The sequence below is a fragment of the Maribellus sp. YY47 genome (assembly GCF_023111095.1).
Lineage (GTDB): Bacteria > Bacteroidota > Bacteroidia > Bacteroidales > Prolixibacteraceae > Draconibacterium.
The window spans coordinates 31,973-50,231 of the sequence record NZ_JALGYW010000006.1; the positions used below are offsets into that span (position 1 = coordinate 31,973).

Sequence of the window (18,259 nt, forward strand, 5' to 3'; positions counted from 1 at the left end):
ATTTCATAAATATTATGGGAAATCAATTATTTATTTACAATACTTTAAGTCGTAAAAAGGAAGAATTTAAACCGCTGGTGGAAGGGAAAGTGGGACTTTATGTTTGCGGTCCTACGGTTTACAGCGATTCGCACCTCGGACATGCCCGTCCGAACATCACTTTCGACCTTTTGTTTCGCTACCTTACTTTTTTAGGTTACAAAGTACGTTATGTCCGGAACATTACGGATGTGGGTCACCTGGAAAACGAGTCAGAAGAAAGCGGCGAAGATAAAATCGGCAAAAAAGCGAGACTCGAACAATTGGAACCCATGGAAGTGGTTCAGAAATACATGAACTCGTTTGTTCACAATATGGAGAACCTGAACGTGTTGCCTCCGAGCATCGAACCGCGTGCGAGCGGCCACATTATTGAGCAACAACAAATGGTTCAGGAAATCCTCGACAATGGTTTTGCTTACGAATCCAAAGGGTCGGTGTATTTCGACGTGGAAAAATACAACCAGAAATATAGGTACGGGATTTTGTCGGGCCGTAACCTGGACGATATAAAAACCAATACGCGCGAGCTTGACGGACAAAGTGAAAAGAAAAACTCTTTCGATTTTGCTTTGTGGAAAAAGGCATCGCCGGAGCACATAATGCGCTGGCCGTCGAAATGGAGCGAAGGTTTTCCGGGCTGGCACCTCGAATGTTCGGTGATGAGTACCAAATACCTCGGCGAACAATTTGATATTCACGGGGGAGGTATGGATTTAACTTTTCCGCACCATGAATGTGAGATTGCACAAAACGTAGCCTGTAACGGCCGGGAAGCGGTAAGGTACTGGATGCACAACAATATGATTACCATCAACGGGCAAAAGATGGCGCGTTCGCTGGGGAATTTTATTACGCTTAAAGAGCTGTTTTCGGGAAAACACGCCATGTTGCAGCAGGCGTATTCGCCCATGACGATCCGTTTCTTTATTCTGCAGGCGCATTACCGCAGCACCATCGATTTCTCTAACGAAGCTTTGCAGGCGTCGGAGAAAGGTCTGGAGCGATTGATGAGCTCGCTTAAAACTTTGGGCGAATTAAGTGCTTCCGATGTATCGACTGTGGATGTGGCCGCGTTAAAAGAAAAGTGTTTTGCTGCCTTAAGCGACGATTTGAACAGTCCGATTGCGATTGCTCATCTTTTCGATGGCGTCAAAATGATCAACTCAATAAAAGCCGGAAACGAGAAGATTTCGGCAAACGATCTGACAGAGCTGAAAAGCTTTTATCATGCCATTATCTTTGATGTGCTGGGTTTGAAAGAGGAACAAACCTCCGATTCGGGAGATAACCAGGTTTTGGCAGGAGCAATGGAGTTGCTGATTAGTTTGCGTACCGAAGCAAAAGCGCACAAAGACTGGGCAACAGCAGATAAGATTCGTAACGATCTGAATGCGCTCGGGATTGAATTAAAAGATACCAAAGACGGGGTAGAGTGGAGCCTTAAATAAAGGCAGATTTTAGAATGATGATTAACGATTGATGATTGACGAAGGTATTTTATTCGTTGTAACATTGAAAAAATAAACTGAGTAAGAGAGTCTCTGAACTTTAAACTCTAAACTTTAAACTAGTTATGTTTTCAGGAATAGTTGAAGAATACGGAACAGTAGTAGCCATCGAAAAGGATCAGGAAAACGTTCATTTTACGCTGACCTGTTCGTTTGCCGATGAATTAAAGGTAGATCAGAGCTTGTCGCACAACGGCGTTTGTTTAACCGTTGTTTGGATTGATAAAGCGGAAAAAAAATACAAGGTGACAGCCATTAAGGAAACGCTTTTGAAGTCGAACCTGGGTTTGCTGGACGTCGGTTCGAAAGTGAATCTTGAACGCAGCATGATGATGAATGGCCGTTTGGATGGGCACATCGTGCAAGGTCATGTGGATCAGACAGCTGTGTGCAAAAAAGTAGAAGAAGCTGATGGCAGCTGGTACTACACTTTTGAATACGATTTCGATATTGAAAAGGCAAGACAGGGTTACATGACCGTTGAAAAAGGATCGGTAACCGTTAACGGAGTAAGCCTCACAGTGGTGAATTCAAAAGACAATTCTTTCCAGGTTGCAATCATTCCGTTCACGCACGAAGTGACTAATTTTCATACTTTTAAAGAGGGATCGGTCATCAACATTGAGTTCGATATCATTGGAAAGTATCTGAGTAAACTGAACTCATACAACAGCTAAGAAATTTCAAATAGAATAGAGAGGTCCGTTTTTCGGGCCTTTTTTTGAACCAAGAGGAGAGATGCCTGTTATTTTGCCGAAGATTGGGTAACTTAGAGACATGAATCCGACAGCACTCATAACAGGCGCATCCAAACGAATTGGTAAAGCTATTTCGGAACATCTGGCCGCAAACGGATGGAATGTAATCATTCATTTTAATCGTTCGGCAGAAGAGGCCATTGAGCTTGTGCAGGAACTTGGTGATAACTATCCGACACAGCTTTTTTCGTCGGTTACTGCCAATTTGAGCAATAACCATGAGGTGGAAAGCCTTATTCCGAATATCGTTGCAAAATCGGGGCCTTTTGATTTGCTGGTCAACAATGCTTCCGTTTTTGATAAAAGCTATCTGCGCGAAACATCCGAAAGGCTTTATGATAGCCAGATGAATGTGAATCTGAAAGCTCCTTTTTTCCTGACGCGCGATTTTTCAGTGTACTGTAAAAAAGGGAACATCATCAATTTTGTGGATACCCGAATTACCGGAAACACTTCCAATTTTGCTGCTTACACCCTGTCGAAAAAGGCCTTGTGGGAATTAACCAAAATGGCTGCGTTGGAGTTTGCTCCCGAAATCAGGGTGAATGCCATTGCTCCAGGTGTTACCTTAGCGCCGGCAGATGAGGATGAAAACTACCTGCAAAATCTGGCTAAGAGTATCCCAATGAAACAGCCGGGTGGCGTGGACCCGATTCTGAAAAGTATTGATTTTATTCTGGAGAACAATCATTTAACCGGGCAACTTTTATTTGCTGACGGTGGCGAAAATCTTGGAAAAAACATTGAATAAATGGCGATAATACGTGTAAAAAACCTGCTGATAAGAACCTATATCGGTTTTAATCCTGAAGAGTTGGTCAACAAACAGGATGTGGTGATTAATATTGAAATTGAAACGGATATACCGGCTTCAGCGCTGGAGTCAGATGAACCTGACGGCATTTTTGATTACAAAACCATCACCAAAAAAATAATTGTATTTGTTCAGGAGGGTAGGTTTAAATTGCTCGAAGTGTTGACCCGCAATATTCTTGATCTGGTAATGGAAGACGAACGCGTGATCCGGGCAAAAGTGGAGGTGGATAAACCGCATGCGCTTCGCTTCGCAGAATCAGTTTCGCTTGAAATGGAGGCAAAAAGATGAATACGGTGATTATCGGTATCGGTTCCAACATCGATGCTGAGACCAACATCCCCAAAATGATGGAGATACTTCGCGCAAAGGTGGAGGTGGTGAAAGTGTCGGAAATGATTCAAACCAAAGCCGTGGGGATTGTCGATCAGGCCGATTATACCAATGGTGCGGTGAAAATTAATACGGAACGTAACCGGAAGGATCTGACGAAGTTGTTAAAATCGATTGAAGATCAACTCGGACGCGACCGGACCGGGCCAAAATTCGGGCCCCGAACCATGGATCTCGACATTGTGGTTTGGAACGGTGAAATCGTAGACCAGGATTACTATACGCGTGATTTTTTGCAGAAAAGTGTAGAAGAAGTTCAGTAAACTTCTTTTGCTAGGCCTGGTTTTTTAGGAAGAGTTGGTTCAGGCCAACTATTCCGTTTATTTCTTCCAAATCGCTTACCACGAAATCGGCTCCGTTTTCGGCGAGTTCCTTTTCATTGTTTTCGCGTGCAATTCCCAGTGTCAACCCAAAATTACCTTTTGCGCCGGCCTGAACTCCTGACACAGCATCTTCAACGACAATCGATTTTGCAGGAGTTGAACCCAGCATTTCGCAGGCGGTGATAAAAATATCGGGTTCCGGTTTTCCGTGTAATCCCAGTTCTGCCGAAACTACACCATCAACACGGGCTCCAAATGTTGATAATAAATCAACCGCTTCAAGAACCGGTGCACAGTTTTTGCTCGATGAAGCCACTCCCAGCTTTATTCCAGCTGCTTTAAGATCTTCCAGTAGCTTTGCTGTCGATTCGTAGACCTGCACACCATCGCGTGCAATCACCTCGTTAAAAGCGTGGTTTTTGCGGTTTCCAAGGCCACAAATCGTTTCTGTTCCGGCTTCGTCGGCAGGATCGCCAAACGGTAAGGAAATGCTTCTGGATTCGAGAAAGGAGGCAACGCCTTTGTAACGGGGTTTTCCGTCAACATAAGCGAGATAATCATTTTGGGTGAATTCCTCAAAACTTTTGTTGTGTTCCGCTGCCCATTTCTGAAGAAATTCGTCAAACATCTTTTTCCATGCCGCTGCATGGGTAATGGCTGTTTTGGTGATCACTCCGTCCATGTCAAAAATTACCGCTTCGAATGCCAGTTTTCCCATTTTCTGTAGTTTTTAATTCCTTTCGCAAAAGTAGTGGTTTTTTTAGATGATGTTCAAATACTTGTAAAACTGATATTTGTCCTGTTAGAATTGCCTGAAAGCTTTTTACCTTTGGGCATGTTTAAGTTTTTACTTGCCATATTTCTTCACAACCGCAGCTACCTGAATATTAAAAACAGGGATGCGTTTCCATGTTTATAGCATTCTTTTTTTCTATTATTCCCTCATTCATCCTCTAAAGTTTAATATTTAAAAGAATTCAGACATGGAATTACCTTTTGCAGAGTCGTACAGAATAAAAATGGTGGAACCCATTTACAGGAGTACCCGCGAACAGCGCGAGGAGTGGATAAAACAGGCACATTACAATTTATTTAACCTTAAAAGTGAGCAGGTTTTTATCGACTTGCTTACCGATAGCGGAACCGGCGCCATGAGCCATAACCAGTGGGCTGCCATGATGACGGGGGATGAAAGTTATGCCGGTTCGTCATCGTATTATCATCTGAAAAATGCCATCCGCGATATTTTGGGATTTGAGTATTTTCTTCCCACACATCAGGGGAGGGCAGCCGAAAATGTTTTGTTTTCGGTATTGGTAAAAGCCGGAGATGTAGTTCCCGGAAACAGTCATTTTGATACCACCAAAGGGCATATCGAATTCAGAAAGGCTTCGGCAATTGATTGTACTATTGATGAGGCTTTTGATACTGAATCGCTTCATCCGTTTAAAGGAAATGTCGATCTCAGAAAACTGGAGAGCGTTTATTCGTCGTACCACCAGGAGGAGATTCCGATGGTCATTGTAACGCTCACCTGCAATACTTCGGGTGGTCAGCCGGTTTCGATGCAGAATTTGAAAGATGTTTATGAGCTTTCCAAACGATACGGGATAAAAGTGGTATTCGACTCGGCACGTTTTGCTGAAAATGCCTGGTTTATAAAAGAAAGGGAGCCGGGATACGGCGATAAGTCGATTCGCGAAATTGTGGCTGAAATGTTTTCGTATGCCGATGCAATGACGATGAGCAGCAAGAAAGATGGCATTGTAAATATTGGTGGTTTTATTGCCATGAAAGACGAGAAGCTGTTTCAAAATGCTTCGGTTTTCAATATTATGTACGAAGGCTTTAATACATACGGAGGAATGGCAGGCCGCGATATGAATGCTCTTTCTGTAGGTTTGAATGAAGTAACCGACGATCATTACCTGGAGAACCGCGTTAAACAGGTAGAGTATCTGGGAAACAGGTTGATTGGGTGGGGAATTCCGGTTCAGAAGCCGATTGGCGGACATGCGGTGTTTGTGGATGCCCGCAAGTTTTTGAAACATGTCCCGAAAGAAGAATATGTAGCGCAGACCTTGGCAATAGAGCTTTATTTGGAAGCCGGCGTGCGCGGTGTTGAAGTAGGAACATTGTTGGCTGACCGTGATCCTAAAACCGGTGAAAACCGTTACCCAAAACTTGAAATGTTACGACTGGCGATTCCTCGACGCGCATACACCAACAATCACATGGACGTGGTGGCTGTGGCACTCAAGAACATTTTCGACCGCAGGGAAAAGATCACTCACGGGTTTAAAATTGAAAAAGAAGCGCCCATCATGCGGCACTTTACAGTTGAACTCGAAAGAATAGTATAACAACTAACTTTTAATGGCATGTTCTTCAATGAATTCGTTGAAGTTCATGCCAAAGTTTTCTCCCATACTTTTCTTGTAACGCGAGCAGAAAGACTCGAACTGGAATTTGGCCAGATGAACGTTATTAACTTGTTGATGTGCCCAAACTTGCAAAAAAACAGCTTCTTCGCTTAGTTCGTCGTAGTCGAGCATGCGCTGGGCAACCTTTTCGACTTCATGAATACGGTTCTCTTTTTGCAGAAATGTGGCCAGCTTTAACAGGTTGTCCATTACCTGGTTGCCAATGAATCCGCGAATATCGTCGAGCCAGGGCCAGTCAATCCCTTTTAAAAGGCTTCCGTTTTTCACCAGTAAATAAAAGCTGTCAAGCTGCTGGCGGTTCATCCCTTCCGGGATCATGCATAACTTAAAGGCCTCGAGGTAATCACAACTAAAGCTTCCGGTAGTTTTAATCTGTAAAAAGCCGTTGTTTAATACCACTTCAACGCTGTCGAGCAGAAGAAGTAATTTCCTTAATTTATTGAGCGTTACCGCACGGTTGTTCGCGATTTTGCGGGTCTGGATTCCTTCCCATAAGATCGAATCTACTTCGGCAATGGGAACACCCATTTTATTTCGTGCCGATCCGATGAGAATGAAAACAAACAGTTCCTTTACTTTGGGCGTAAACAAGCTGGTGATATCCTCTCCTTTTGTGTCGAGCGCCATAAACTCTCCAAAAAGGCGAATGTGATTCGTTGCGGCGGTTTTGGGCGTTTCCAGTCCGCGGTAATGTTTTTTAGAGGTTTTCCGGGTAATAATCAACCAGGTAAGAAGGGCTAGAAATAACAAAGTCATTCCGATGAACCCAATGTATAGCGGCCGTATAAGGCTTTCGTCTTTCTTATCCCGTTCTGGCAGAGCAAGAATTTCTTCATCCAAGGCCAAACGGTTAATTTCCTCGTTTCCTAAAGGACGGTTCCATATGTTTAGATTGTCGATATAACCACGCATACTTGCACCGTCGGAGAGCGCGCTTCCAATATGTAAGTCGCTTGTTCCCGAGTAGGGAGGATGTCCGTCTGACCCGCCAACATTTTTCCCGTTCAGAAAAATAGCTTGTTGACCGGTTTCGATAATATAGCGCCAGGTAAGATGGTACCAAACATTGTTCTTCAGTACTTCTTCCGACATGAAGTCGTTCGACCATAAGCCAAAATACGGATGTCCGGACCGCAAAACGAGGTGCATCCCACGGCGGTAACCCTGCTCGTTGTTTCCGAGGATGGCATTGTCGCCAAATTCAAGAATATCAGTGAATTTTACAAAGCAACTAACGGTGAAACTGCTGTTTTGCAAGCCATACAGTCCCGGCTCTCCAATCAGGATATTAGCGTTTTCAGGAAGCTTAAGTACAGTTCCCCGGTCGATGTCCTGGCTAAAAGAGTAATTGGTTCCTGTATAATCTCTGTCCGGATTTACGTTGTCAGTTAAGTTCCCGTCGAAGTTGAACTTGGCTGTCAGTCCCTGGTTCAGGTTAAGGGGAGAGGCCAGGATCGAATATTCTTCGGGTAAGGCCATTTCAGCCGTCACAATTATTTGAGAAGGAGTCATGTTGTACCCCGGAGCAAAGGGAGACAGGATCATTTCTTCTCCTCCACGGATCGGAAAACTGAATTTCCCTCCGGAAATCAGTATCTCGGGATTTTTCCAGTAAACCCGTTCCAGGTTTTTTCCCACTGTCCGGACTTGTCCTTTTATATCGTTAAAAGAGTTGAGCTGCGCTATAAGAAAATCGAAACTCATAACGGTATTGCCAACGCTGATAAAATTAGGTTTCTTGCCGTATTTGGTCCAGCTGTCGAGCAGAAAGTTCACATAATCCGGGACCTGGTTTTTCCCCAGCTTGTTAGACACAACGCCTGTTGGGAGGTTCTCAAAATCATTGATTTTAAAAAGTTCCTTGTTAATGTTTGATTCCGAGCTTAGTATAACCGAGTTCGGCGTAATCTGGCTTGCCGATATTTCCAGCGCGTAGTTTTTAATAGGGTGAAGGATTCTGCTCTCGTTGGTAATGTTGCCATCTACGAAAAAAATTACCCGGCGATTCGCCTGTACCAAATAATTGGTTGACGGCCATGTTTCTCCCTGAGGTAAAAAGAAAATACGGTCGGAAATAGAAGAAGCATTAATGACAGAATCCAAAAAGTGAATATTCCCGTCGAAATGTATAAAAACCGGAACAATTTTCGATTCTTTGTTGTCGATTATACTTCGTATTTTGGCCAGAACAGTTGTCAGCTCCAGGGTGCTGTTCTGAATATAGGCATAGCGCTCTGTCGATTCAATATCCAGTTCAATTCCCACCCAATCTCTGGATTCGATAAAATCCCATAAACGGCTATTGGAGAAATCGTTGTTGGCGATTTGGGCAATAAGATAGGTATTGTCTGCAAATTCAGAAGCTTGGGTTGGAGTAGTCAAAAACATACTCATCCAAACAAAAATAACTCCCCAAAAACAGCCCGTTTTGTTCATTTCAGCCTTAAATAGTTCCTTAATTTGCTATTATTTTCTCCTCAAATATATCAAAAATGAATAGAATGAAAATATTTCATGAGAAAAGTTTGGAATTTATAATCTATTTTATTTCAGAATATTGTAAAAAAAATTAAGATTAAATTAAGAGGTGTTTAAGTAGTCGATGAGGTTTTGGTTAATACTGTGCTAATAGCACGCACTTATCTTGTGCATCTTTTAAATTCAGGATGACAGATAAGACAATCAAACGAAGGCACTACCTTATTTTTATAGCAGGAGGATTAAGCGTTATCCTTTTTATTTTGTTATTCAATAAAACGGTTGAATATACTTCCAGCAACGAATTTTGTAACAGTTGCCATATTCATACCCATGCCGAAGCGAGTTGGAGGTTATCGGTTCATAACAATACATCAAGTGGAGTTTCGGTAAAATGTGTCGATTGTCACTTACCGCCTGAAGATCAAACAGCCTATTTTCTATCCCGGAAAGCATATCATGGAGCACACGATCTTTATGTATATCTAACTAAGGATGCAGATGAGATTGATTGGCAGGCAAAACGATCAAACGATGCAGCTAAGCGATTTGTGTATGAAGACGGATGTTTAAAGTGTCACACCAATCTGTTTCCTTCCACTTTGAGTAGTCAGGGAGGACAACAGCATCTAAAATACATTCGTAACCCTCAGAGCAGCTCTTGTTTGCAGTGCCATCACGAAATGGGGCATTACCGTGGAGAGCAGTCTGGATTTGCTGATGAGGAGAGTGAAACACCCAAAGAGGTTTTCAAGGAACTTACGGTTGTAAATGATTTTAAAACTTTTGAAGAAAAGATTCCGGGAACAGCGGTTTCGTTTAAAATGATTGCGGTTCCGGGAGGAACATTTAAAATGGGCAGCCCGCAGGATGAACCTTATCGACGAAACGATGAAGGACCGGTGCGTGAAGTGGCCGTTGATAGTTTGTGGATGGCTGAAATTGAAGTTTCGTGGGACGAATACCTGGCCTTTTTCTCTGCAACAAGTTCTCAGGGAAGAAAGGAAGCCGTTGAATTGGACGAGGAAACCGATGGTGTATCGGGAGCAACACCGCCCTGGGGAGCGCCCGATCAGGGCTGGGGAAAAGGAAGCCGCCCCGCAATAACCATGAGTCACCATGCTGCCGAAACCTACTGCCGCTGGTTGAGCCAGGTTACCGGAAGAAAATACCGTCTGCCCACTGAAGCAGAATGGGAATATGCTGCGCGAGGCGGCACACAGACTCCCTATTTCTTTGAAGGTTCTCCGAAAGATTATGAAGCCGATGGTTTCCTGAAAAAATTGCTGGGCGCCAATACCGGGTTATTTAGCCAATATGTGGTTTGGAACGGAAACAGCCCCGGAAAAACACAACAACCCGATGTGGTGGAAAGCAATCCTTTTGGTCTGAAAAATATGCTGGGGAATGTGGCTGAATTCTGTCTCGACTACTACGATCCTTCGGTGTACGGAAAATATCCGAAAGGTGTAATCCGTAATCCACGGGGGCCACGAAGTGGCAGCGAACATGTAGTTCGCGGAGGGTCGTTCCAAAATACACCAAAAGATTTGAGGGTTGCCCGGCGTGATTTTACCAGAACCACCGACTGGCTGGTAACGGATCCGCAGATTCCGAAAAGTATCTGGTGGTATTCCGATGTAAAAAGCGTCGGGTTTAGGGTGATTTGCGAGTATCATCCGGAAGAACTTAAAAACACAGAAAAATAAAAAGATCAACCATGGATAAGAATCAACTATCACGAAGGAATTTTCTTGGGAAATCGGCCATTATTGGGGCGGCCGGTGTAATCGGGATGAGTGCACTCAGCTCTTGTTCCGGGAAAACCAAAGCGGTTGATTATGAATTTCCGCCTTTGCTCGATCAGGCACCTGATGGGAAGCCGTTAAAAGCAGGTCTGGTGGGTTGTGGAAACCGCGGAACAGGCGCGGCACTTAACTTTCTGGCGGCTGGCAACGATTTGCATTTGGTCGCTTTGGCCGATGTTTTTGAAGATAAAGTGTGGGACTGCCGGAATAAGTTGATGAAACAACGGGTTGAAGTTCCTGAACAGAATTGTTTTTGGGGCTTTGATGCTTACAAAGAATTGTTGGCGCTGGATCTCGATGTGGTAATTCTGGCAACGCCACCGCATTTCAGACCGATGCATTTCGATGCTGCCATTCAGGCAAAAAAGAATGTATTTCTCGAGAAACCGGTTTGCGTTGATCCGGTGGGAGCCCGGCAAATTATAGCCACGGCTAAAAAGGCGGAGAACATGGGATTAACTGTAATCACCGGAACGCAGCGGCGTCATCAGCGCGATTACCTGGAAACCTACAAACAGGTTGCCGGAGGTGCCATTGGCGATTTGGTTGCGGCAAAAGCTTTCTGGATGCAGTCGCACGTTTGGTTTCGTACCCGTGAAGAAGGCTGGAGCGACATGGAATACATGCTGCGCAACTGGAATAATTTCTGCTGGCTTTGTGGCGATCATATCCTGGATACGCATGTTCATAACATTGATATCATAAACTGGTTTATGGGAAAACATCCGGAAGAGGCGGTCGGTTTTGGGGGCCGCGCTCACCGGTTGACCGGCGACCAGTACGACTATTTTTCCATTGATTTTGATTTCGGAAACGGTGTTTTTTCGCACAGTTTTTCCCGGCAGGTGGATGGATGTGCCAATCAGCTGGGCGAATTGATAATGGGTACCGAAGGCTACACCAACTGTAAAAACACAATTTACAATCCGGACGGATCGGTGAAGTGGACCTATGAATATCCGAAAGATAAAGATGGCCGCTCAACCGGTGTAGTGAAAGTTTCTCCATACGTTCAGGAGCATATCCATCTGGTTACAGCTATCCGTACAAATGCTCCTGTAGTGGAAGCTGAGCGTACTGCTATTTCAACGTTAACGGCAATTATGGGGAGAACTGCAGCTTATACCGGGCAGAAAGTGACCTGGGATGAGATGATGACATCGAATATGAAATTAGGTCCCGAGAAATATGAAATGGGACCGGTGGATATGGAATTTCCGGTGCCTGTGCCCGGAACTGCGCATAAAGCTTAAAAACGATAAGTATGATTTCCGTAGTTATACCACTTTACAACGAAAGCATTTTGGTTGACCGTCTTTTGGAAGCAGTAACCCAAAATGTGAGGGCGCTAAATGAGCCCTTCGAGGTGGTGTGTGTCGACGACGGAAGTACAGATGAAACGCTGGCCAAATTGCTACAGTTCAGAAAGGAAGTTCCGGAGGTAAAAGTGATTTCGCTGTCGAGAAACTTTGGCTTACAGGCTGCAATTACCGTCGGGCTGGAATATGCCAAGGGCGGGAAAGTAATCATCATGGACGGTGATCTGCAGGATCCGCCTGAATTGATTCCGGAGCTACTTCAAAAAATGGAAGAAACAAACTGTGATGTTGTTTCTGCAGTGCGTAACAAACGGATGGAGAGTTTTACCAAGCGTTTCTATATTAAGGTTTTTCATAAAATATTTGCCAGTATTTCTGAAGGCAATCAGGTGGAGCAAAGTGGGAATTTTTGCCTGTTAAACCGCAAAGCCGTGAATTCGATTCTGGCTTTTTCGGAACGTAACCGGTATTTCCCGGGCATCCGGAATTTTATCGGATTTCAGCACGAGTTTGTAGTATACGACCGGGCCGATCGTGTCGAAGGAAAAGCTAAGATGACTACCAGAAAATTATTCTCGCTGGCTGCCGATGCGATTTATTCCTTCTCGAAATGGCCGATAAAAGCCTGCCTTTATTTGGGCTTGCTGGGCGTTGTTGTTTTCCTGCTTGCCATTGTTTATACGCTGGTCTCGAAATTTACCGGACTGGCACCTTTCGGATGGTCTTCCACATTCTTGGCCATCAGCTTTTTTGGCTCAGTGCAGCTTACTTTCCTGGGCTTAATCGGCGAATACATTTTTCGCATTTATAAGGAAGTTCAACGACGGCCGGTTTACCTGGTGAAACAGGTTTTCGGCGATACTGAAAACGACCATGAAGTCAATAGTAAAATAAATCCAACAAAAAGATCTGATGCATAATACATCCAAAATATTCACTGCACGCAATGTGTTTGTCCTTAGCCTGGTTTTGGCTGGGGCAATACTGGCATTGCTGGCTCCAAAAGCTGCGGTGAATGTGGATGAAATGCTGCACTATCCTCACGCTCAAAAAGTAGTCGAGTGGTACTATACGGGCGGTAAGGATGTATCGTGTATGGAAACTCCGGTTACCAATTTGAAATATTACGGGCAATCGGTTGACAATTTCACGGCCTTGTTTAATCGTATATTCTCCATCGAAAACGAATTTCTCACCCGGCATTTTACCGGTGCTTTCTTCTTTTGGTTGTTGCTCTTGGTGGCGGGACTACTGGGAAAAGAGATCAGTGGCTCATTCTGGGTTGCGGCACTTGTGGTGCTTTCGCTGATGGTAACACCGCGTCTTTTCGGTCAGGCCTTTGGTAACCTGAAAGATATTCCCTTTGCCACCGGATATGTAGCCGGTATACTTTTTATCATACGTTTTCTGAAAGCGTTGCCTCAACCGAAATGGAGAACCGCAATTCTGTTGGGGTTAAGCATCGCATTTACTTGTTCGGTGCGCATTGGCGGGCTCATTCTCTTTGCGTATTTGGGAGTGGGCTTACTCGCTATCTTGTTTGTAAAGCCTTTTTTACTTAAATATTTTATTTCAACTAAATCTTGTTTTGTGAGGCTGACGGGCCAGTTGTTAGTAATAGCGGTTTCCGGTTATTTTATCGGGCTGTTATTCTGGCCCTTTGCCTTGCAGGATGTCTGGCGTCACCCGCTCGAAAGTCTTTCGGTGATGGAACACTACAAAGTGAGCATCAAGCAGATTTTTGAAGGATCGGCGGTCTGGAGTTCGCAATTGCCGTGGAATTACCTGCCACGCTGGTTTTGGATAACAACACCCGAATTTGTTTTACTGGGCTTGATATATTTTATCGCCTTTTTAACCTATATGTTTACTAAACTATTTAACGAACAACTCTTTTTAGAGTTGTTCGTGTTTTTTACACTTGCCTTTCCTGTTTTCTATGTAATTATAATTAAATCGAATTTGTACAGCGGAATTCGTCAAATGCTGTTTGTTGTTCCGGTTATGATTGTTCTGAGTTCACTCGGTTTTTATAAGATGATTCGTTCACAAAAAAAAACGGGACGTAAAATTCCATACCTGTTGCTTTTCTTTGGTTTAATGGTATTGCCGATAGTGCATCAGGCCAGTACTTTTCCGGTTGATTATGTTTATTTCAACCATGTGAATGGCGGGAATAAAAAGGCCTGGAGCAATTACGAATACGACTACTATTTTCATGGGATGAAGGAAGCGACCGATTATCTTTTAACTGAAATTGGCGATAAAAATGCTGTGGTGGCGATGAATTGCCAGTTGCCCAATTATTTCGAAAAGGTACCTAATGTTTCGTTTCAGTATACCCGCTATCTTGAGCGAAGTTCAGCCGACTGGGATTACGCTTTGTTTGGTGTTAACTACATTCATCCCTGGCAGTTGAAACATGATACCTGGCAGTCGGCAAAAATCAAAAAAGTATTTTACCACAAGGGAAATCCATTGGTGGTATTACTCGAAAGAGGAGATAAAAAGGATCTTCGCGGAATACAAGCCGTTAAAAACGGTAAGTGGGAAGAAGGCGAGGATTTATTAAAAAAAGCATTTGAAGTTGAGCCAAACAATGTTTGGATCTGTGTAAATTTGGCGAATCTTAATTTAGCCCGGAGAAATTTTGCAGAAGTGGATGATTGGCTTCAAAAGGGAAGGGCAATACATCCGTTTTACGAACCGTTGTATTTGATCGAAGCACAAAAATTTTACGATCAGGGGGAATACGAAAAAAGTATGACGGTTCTCGAAAAGCTGATTGAGGTCAATCCCCGGTATTTAAATGCCGGCCCGTTATTGAAGAAAGTAAAAGAAAAAATAAGTATAAAACAGAATTAAAAAACGTTGAAAATGAAAAGAGTAATTGCATTGATCGGATTGTTTATGATGAGTTTGCCCACTTTGTTAATGGCCCAGGAACAGGGAACTTACATTGAAAACCTGGGAGCTCAGGACAGTTCTTATATGGATGAGGGATTAGTTACTTCCACTCAGCAATCATCGGGTTCAAATTCAACCGTAATTATTGTGATTGTGGTTGTGGTAATTGTGGCTGCTGTTGCGTTTTTCCTGTTGAAGAAAAAGAAAAAGTAAATAATTATTTCTTTATCAAGTGATTGAAATGAAAAACCCGGTTTTTAAGACCGGGTTTTTTATTGAATTATAGTTGATTATCCAATTTTTTCGATGGCAGTTTTTATTCTGTCGATGGATTCCTGCTGACCAAGAAGCTCGCAAATTACAAACAAATCGGGTCCCATGTTTCCTCCAACCAGGCACAGGCGAAGCGGGTTCATCACCACGCCAAAACCCCATTCTTTTTCGTTCATAAATGCTGAAAAAGCTTCTTTTATCGACTCGGCTTTCCATTCCGATACCGTTGCAAAAACGTCGGCAATAGCCAGCAGTTTTTCAGGAGTATCCTCTTTCCACCGCTTGCTGATGGTCTTTTCGTCGTACGATTCCGGAGCTAAAAAGAAATATGAACTCTGCTCCCAAAGGTCGGTAACAAATTCGCAGCGTTCCTTCACCTCGGCAACTACGGCGAGTATCTTTTCGTCAGATGCAACTACTTCTTTTTTCTCTAGTATAGTTTTAAAAAGTTGAGCGAGTTCGTCTACCGGTTTTTGCTGAAAATAATGCTTGTTGAACCATTTCGCTTTTTCAGGATCAAAACGTGAACCTGATTTTACGACACGATCAAGACTAAAAATTTCTCCCAACTCTTCCAGCGAAAAGAATTCCTGATCGTTGCCCGGGCTCCAGCCCAGTAAGGCCAGCAAGTTGATGAATGCTTCCGGGAAATAGCCATCTTCACGGTAACCACGCGAAACGTCTCCTGTCTCAGGATCGGTCCAAAGCAGCGGAAATACCGGAAAGCCCATTTTATCACCATCGCGTTTGCTAAGTTTTCCTTTGCCTACCGGTTTCAAAATCAAGGGTAAATGGGCAAAGCGCGGACGTGTATCTTCCCATCCAAAAGCCTTGTATAAAAGGACGTGAAGCGGCATCGAAGGCAACCATTCTTCTCCGCGAATCACATGCGTAATTTCCATCAGATGGTCATCCACCACATTGGCCAAATGGTAGGTTGGCATTCCGTCGGATTTAAAAAGAACCTTGTCGTCGAGACTTTTTGTTGTGTTAAATGTTACGCTGCCGCGAATTAAATCTTCCTCTGTTACGTCGGTATCTTCGGGCATTTTAAAACGAATAACATAGGCTTCACCAGCTGCAATTTTATCTTCAACTTCTTTTGCTGAAAGATTTAGTGAGTTGTTCAGTTTTTCGCGCGTACCAATTCCGTATGAGAAGGTTTCCTTGTTGGCTTCTGCTGTATTTCTTAAGGTTTCAATTTCTTCCGGAGTGTCGAAAGCATAATAGGCCCAACCACTGTTTATCAGCTGATCAGCATATATTTTATAGATTTCTTTGCGTTCACTTTGTCGGTACGGACCAAAATCTCCTCCAATTCCGGGGCCTTCCACCGGATTCAGACCACACCACCTCAAACTTTCAATAATGTAATCTTCGGCGCCCGGTACATAACGGTTTTGATCGGTATCTTCAATACGAAGGATAAAATCGCCTCCGTGTTTTTTGGCAAACAGGTAATTAAAAAGGGCTGTGCGAACACCTCCCATGTGCAAAGGTCCTGTAGGACTGGGGGCAAATCGTACCCTCACTTTTCTTTCGCTCATTGTGTTGATATTAATTCGGGGCAAAGATAAAAAATTAGGAATGATTCATCGATTGAATCTTGTTTGTACTTCAAAATGAACTTGTATTGCCCCGGATTTTTAGTACAACTTGTTTGAAGTTTATTTTCTGTCTTTTATCACTTTTTATTCTTTCTGTATGTTTTTACTTTGTAGTACTTAATTTTTAAAAAAATCCGAAAGATGTACGGCAAAATGAAACAGGATCTTCAGCAAACACTCGAGCAGCTGAAGGAGCAGGGTTTATATAAAACTGAGAGGATCATTACCTCTTCTCAGAGTTCAGAAATTAGTGTATCCGGCGGTCAGGAGGTTTTAAACTTTTGCGCCAACAATTACCTGGGGCTGGCGAACAACCCTGAAGTGGTGAAGGCGGCTCAGGATATTATGAATGAATGGGGTTTTGGACTTTCGTCGGTGCGCTTTATTTGCGGAACCCAGGATATTCATAAGCAACTGGAGCAAAAAGTTTCTGAATTTTTGGGAACTGAAGATACGATCTTGTATTGTGCCTGTTTTGACGCTAACGGTGGTGTTTTTGAACCGCTGTTGGGTGAGGATTCGGCTATTATCTCTGATGAATTAAACCACGCTTCGATTATTGACGGAGTGAGATTGTGTAAAGCGCAGCGCTTTCGTTACAAACATTCCAACATGGAAGAGCTGGAACAATGCCTGAAAGATGCAGCTGGTGCAACCTATCGTTTAATTGTTACCGACGGTGTTTTCTCGATGGATGGCGACCTGGCAAAATTGCCTGAGATTGTTGCCCTGGCCGAAAAATACGACGCATTGATAATGGTGGACGAATCGCATGCTACGGGTTACATCGGAAAAACCGGTCGCGGAACTGCCGAACATTATGATTTGCTCGGAAAAATAGATATCATCACCACTACTTTTGGAAAAGCCATGGGCGGCGGAAACGGCGGTTGTACTTCGGGTCGGAAAGAGATCATCGATATGTTGCGTCAACGCTCGCGTCCGTATTTGTTCTCCAATACGCTTGCACCGGCAACTGTTGGCGCTACATTAAAAGTTATTGATATGCTTTCGGGTTCATCTGACCTTCCGGCCAAAACAATGGCAAATGCCAATCGTTTTCGCTCGAAAATGGAAGCAGCTGGATTTGATCTTGTAAAAGGAGACACTGCCATTGTTCCGGTAATGCTTTATGACGAGCCTTTGGCCATCAAATTTGCCGACGAATTGTTAAAAGAAGGAGTTTATGTTATTGGATTCTGTTTCCCGGTAGTACCTCGCGGTAAAGCCAGAATTCGTGTTCAACTGTCTGCAGCTCATTCTTTTGAGCAAATCGATAAAGCAGTTGATGCCTTTGTAAAAGTGGGTAAAAAACTGGAAATTATATAGTCCTATATAAGTTGTGTTAAAACCGGGGACGCTCTTTTTGGGCGTCCTTTTTTATTGCTTTTTTTACTATTTGCAGCATCAATTTACGATTTAACGGTTTTTTTGGGCCTAAAAAAATCAAATTTGTATTGCTGATTTAGCGCTTTTCTTCGTCAAAAGCATTATGAAGATATCCGGAATAGAACGTTATGTACGGACTGATTCCGACCCCAAGGAATGAAACTAAATGTAAAAAAGGTGGTCTCTGAAAAGAGCC

15 protein-coding genes are annotated in these 18,259 nt (G+C 43.4%); 12 read left to right on the forward strand and 3 right to left on the reverse strand.

All coding sequences use genetic code 11. The features are described 5' to 3' along the window. Positions 1–14: 14 nt before the first annotated feature. From cysS to folK, 5 genes are all read left to right on the forward strand, one after another. Positions 15–1,490, forward strand: a complete 1,476-nt coding sequence (cysS, locus tag MR764_RS06170; protein WP_247978531.1) for a cysteine--tRNA ligase — start codon at positions 15–17, stop codon at positions 1,488–1,490. A 125-nt stretch (positions 1,491–1,615) separates the two neighbouring features. After that, positions 1,616–2,227: a riboflavin synthase gene (locus tag MR764_RS06175; protein WP_247978532.1), complete on the forward strand. Its 612-nt coding sequence runs from the start codon at positions 1,616–1,618 to the stop codon at positions 2,225–2,227. 100 nt (positions 2,228–2,327) lie between these two features. Further along, the gene (locus MR764_RS06180) at positions 2,328–3,059 is read left to right on the forward strand and encodes an SDR family NAD(P)-dependent oxidoreductase (protein WP_247978533.1); all 732 of its coding nucleotides are present in this window, start codon (positions 2,328–2,330) and stop codon (positions 3,057–3,059) included. Continuing rightward, complete coding sequence (locus MR764_RS06185; protein WP_247978534.1) at positions 3,060–3,413, forward strand: dihydroneopterin aldolase; 354 nt, start codon at positions 3,060–3,062, stop codon at positions 3,411–3,413. Beyond that, entirely contained in the window at positions 3,410–3,778 is a 369-nt protein-coding gene (gene folK / locus MR764_RS06190; protein WP_247978535.1) for a 2-amino-4-hydroxy-6-hydroxymethyldihydropteridine diphosphokinase, read from the forward strand. The genes MR764_RS06185 and folK overlap by 4 nt, the downstream gene beginning before the upstream one ends. Before the next feature lie 10 nt (positions 3,779–3,788). On the opposite strand, the gene MR764_RS06195 is transcribed toward folK, so the two are convergent. Next, a complete protein-coding gene (locus MR764_RS06195; protein ID WP_247978536.1) occupies positions 3,789–4,556 on the reverse strand; it encodes a beta-phosphoglucomutase family hydrolase in 768 nt (255 codons plus the stop codon). 265 nt (positions 4,557–4,821) lie between these two features. Here MR764_RS06195 and MR764_RS06200 point away from each other — a divergent pair, with 265 nt between their 5' ends. Then, the gene (locus MR764_RS06200; RefSeq protein ID WP_247978537.1) at positions 4,822–6,201 is read left to right on the forward strand and encodes a tryptophanase; all 1,380 of its coding nucleotides are present in this window, start codon (positions 4,822–4,824) and stop codon (positions 6,199–6,201) included. 3 nt (positions 6,202–6,204) lie between these two features. Here the strand turns inward: MR764_RS06200 and MR764_RS06205 are convergent, their stop codons facing one another. After that, the gene (locus tag MR764_RS06205; protein WP_247978538.1) at positions 6,205–8,718 is read right to left on the reverse strand and encodes a LamG-like jellyroll fold domain-containing protein; all 2,514 of its coding nucleotides are present in this window, start codon (positions 8,716–8,718) and stop codon (positions 6,205–6,207) included. A 230-nt stretch (positions 8,719–8,948) separates the two neighbouring features. Here MR764_RS06205 and MR764_RS06210 point away from each other — a divergent pair, with 230 nt between their 5' ends. The 5 genes from MR764_RS06210 to MR764_RS06230 are packed head-to-tail and all read left to right on the forward strand — an operon-like array spanning position 8,949 to position 15,007. Next, the gene (locus MR764_RS06210; RefSeq protein ID WP_247978539.1) at positions 8,949–10,469 is read left to right on the forward strand and encodes an SUMF1/EgtB/PvdO family nonheme iron enzyme; all 1,521 of its coding nucleotides are present in this window, start codon (positions 8,949–8,951) and stop codon (positions 10,467–10,469) included. 11 nt (positions 10,470–10,480) lie between these two features. Then, entirely contained in the window at positions 10,481–11,821 is a 1,341-nt protein-coding gene (locus MR764_RS06215) for a Gfo/Idh/MocA family oxidoreductase (protein ID WP_247978540.1), read from the forward strand. A gap of 11 nt (positions 11,822–11,832) precedes the next feature. Next, a complete protein-coding gene (locus MR764_RS06220) occupies positions 11,833–12,807 on the forward strand; it encodes a glycosyltransferase family 2 protein (protein ID WP_247978541.1) in 975 nt (324 codons plus the stop codon). Continuing rightward, positions 12,800–14,752 carry a tetratricopeptide repeat protein gene (locus tag MR764_RS06225; protein ID WP_247978542.1) on the forward strand — a complete coding sequence of 651 codons (1,953 nt, stop codon included), beginning with the start codon at positions 12,800–12,802 and terminating at the stop codon, positions 14,750–14,752. Before MR764_RS06220 ends, MR764_RS06225 begins: the two co-directional genes overlap by 8 nt. A 12-nt stretch (positions 14,753–14,764) precedes the next feature. Beyond that, entirely contained in the window at positions 14,765–15,007 is a 243-nt protein-coding gene (locus MR764_RS06230) for an LPXTG cell wall anchor domain-containing protein (RefSeq protein WP_247978543.1), read from the forward strand. Positions 15,008–15,084: 77 nt separating this feature from the next. On the opposite strand, the gene gltX is transcribed toward MR764_RS06230, so the two are convergent. Then, on the reverse strand, positions 15,085–16,614 hold the full coding sequence (gltX, locus tag MR764_RS06235) for a glutamate--tRNA ligase (protein ID WP_247978544.1): 1,530 nt from the start codon (positions 16,612–16,614) through the stop codon (positions 15,085–15,087). Positions 16,615–16,815: 201 nt separating this feature from the next. Here gltX and kbl point away from each other — a divergent pair, with 201 nt between their 5' ends. After that, on the forward strand, positions 16,816–18,003 hold the full coding sequence (kbl, locus tag MR764_RS06240) for a glycine C-acetyltransferase (RefSeq protein ID WP_247978545.1): 1,188 nt from the start codon (positions 16,816–16,818) through the stop codon (positions 18,001–18,003). Positions 18,004–18,259 lie beyond the last annotated feature (256 nt).